The organism is Haladaptatus sp. W1 (assembly GCF_001723155.1).
Taxonomy (GTDB): domain Archaea; phylum Halobacteriota; class Halobacteria; order Halobacteriales; family Haladaptataceae; genus Haladaptatus; species Haladaptatus paucihalophilus.
The window spans coordinates 1-1,799 of the sequence record NZ_MEIH01000414.1; the positions used below are offsets into that span (position 1 = coordinate 1).

A 1,799-nucleotide genomic window follows, 5' to 3' on the forward strand; every position below is an offset into this window, starting at 1 on the left:
TCGTCGATATCGAGGAGCGCCGTGACGGTCCGGCGGACCACGCCGATGCCCGGATTCTCGCGGCGGCCGCTCTCGTAGTCGGAGATGACCGACGAGGACACGTCGAGGTAGTCGGCGAGTGCGGTCTGGGACACGTCGAAGTCGGTGCGCCACTTGCGGAGCGTCGCTCCGGGGTCGTCGCTCAGCGTGATTTCACCCGCGATTTGCTCGGCGAGCGTCCGGCGCGCATCTGTCATGTCTTCGCATGTGGGAGAGGTCCCGAAAAGCGTATCGAAACCGGCCTTCGACGGGCGTCGAAATACGGGTCACGAACCGTTAGGCGTCGTGGACCGCATCAGTCGCCCCGAACCCCGTCGTCAATGAGGGAATACCGTTCTAAGCGAGCCCTCATCGGACACAACTCCGAACCTGTCACGCCGCGTTTGTTTGCTAACGATTGGCATCCGAAAGTACGCCCGGCCTACGACGACGGTTCCCACCAAACTACTTTCTTGGAAGCTGTCGTCCATCGTTCGATGCCATCGACGGTGGTACACGTCGCGGTGGGGGCCTTACTCGCCACGTCACTGCTCGCCGAACAGTTCGACACGCGGGCGGCGGTCATCGTGCTCGCCGCCGCCGCGTTTCCCGATATCGACACGCTGGTCGGGTTCTGGATTCAGGGGGGACACCGGGCGGTGTTTCACAACCTACTCATACCGACGGTCATCGGAATCGTCCTGCTCGCCGACTTGCTGGGGAAGAACCGAATCGGACGACGGTGGGGGGCCTACGGCGTCCGCGTCGCGTGGGTGAGTCTCTTCGCCTTCGTCGTCGCTGGAATCGGTCTCGACCTCGTTAAGAACGGCGTGAACGTGTTCTATCCGATTCACGACCAGTTCTACAGCGTCTCCGGGAAGCTCAGCGTCTCGAACAAACACGGAATCGTCCAGACGTTCCTCGAACCGCACGCCCGAGGGACAACGCACACGACCCACTACGATACCGGATTCGACCTCGCGCAGGGACCCGACCCGCGGAACGAAGAGCGCGTGTTTCCCATCGTGCGGAGCGGGCGACAACTGCTCCTCGGCGCGATGAGTTTCGGAATCTTCGGCTTTCGGGTCTGGGAATCGCGCAAAGAGTAAGGCGCCCTCGCACCGACAGGGGGTATGGAGATTCGACCCTACGAGACGAGCGACGCCGACGAGTTCTGGGAGCTAAAGCGCGCCTTCGAACTCGGACTCGGCGCGGGGACCGGCGGCGACGACAAGGCCGAGGTGTACGAGGGGAAACTGACCGAGGAGTACCGCGAGCGGTACCTCGACTGGGTGGACCGATGTGTCGGCGACGACGAGCGGTGCGTCACCGTCGCTGACGCGGGCGACGGACTGGCGGGCTACGTCTTCGTCCTCCCCGAGGAACTGGCGTTCATCTGGGACGCCGCCGTCCTCAACGAGATTTACGTCCGCCCGACCCACCGCGGGACGGGCGTCGCCGACGAGTTGATGGACGCCGCCGTCTCGCTCGCGGCCGACCAAGCCCTCCCGCTCGACCGGCTCGTCCTCGACGTGGACCGCGAAAACGACCGCGCCGGAGCGTTCTACGAGCGCCACGGCTTCGAGCACTGGGGCGAAATGGTCGCCAAAAAGCTGTAGGCGACCGTCAGCCACCTCCTCACTCCGTTCGCTCGCACCAGTCCTCACGAAGCAGCCCGTACTGCACCATATCGCGGTGCGCACCGTCGACGAACATGTACTTTCGACGGCGACCTTCCTTCCTGAATCCGAGGGATTCGAGCAGACCGCGGGAGGCGTCGT

General features: G+C 64.0%; 4 protein-coding genes. 2 read left to right on the plus strand and 2 right to left on the minus strand.

Features of this window, described 5'->3' with window-relative positions; all coding sequences use genetic code 11:
* Window positions 1-236: helix-turn-helix domain-containing protein (locus tag BG842_RS26480; protein ID WP_139136279.1), on the minus strand; the 236-nt coding region annotated here is incomplete at its 3' end.
* A 279-nt stretch (window positions 237-515) separates the two neighbouring features.
* Here BG842_RS26480 and BG842_RS26485 point away from each other — a divergent pair.
* Both BG842_RS26485 and BG842_RS26490 read left to right on the plus strand, forming a co-directional pair.
* Complete coding sequence (locus BG842_RS26485) at window positions 516-1,127, plus strand: metal-dependent hydrolase (protein ID WP_254663513.1); 612 nt, start codon at window positions 516-518, stop codon at window positions 1,125-1,127.
* Window positions 1,128-1,151: 24 nt separating this feature from the next.
* A complete protein-coding gene (locus tag BG842_RS26490) occupies window positions 1,152-1,637 on the plus strand; it encodes a GNAT family N-acetyltransferase (protein WP_069453123.1) in 486 nt (161 codons plus the stop codon).
* Window positions 1,638-1,656: 19 nt separating this feature from the next.
* Here the strand turns inward: BG842_RS26490 and BG842_RS32375 are convergent.
* Window positions 1,657-1,799: GNAT family N-acetyltransferase (locus BG842_RS32375; RefSeq protein WP_139136280.1), on the minus strand; the 143-nt coding region annotated here is incomplete at its 5' end.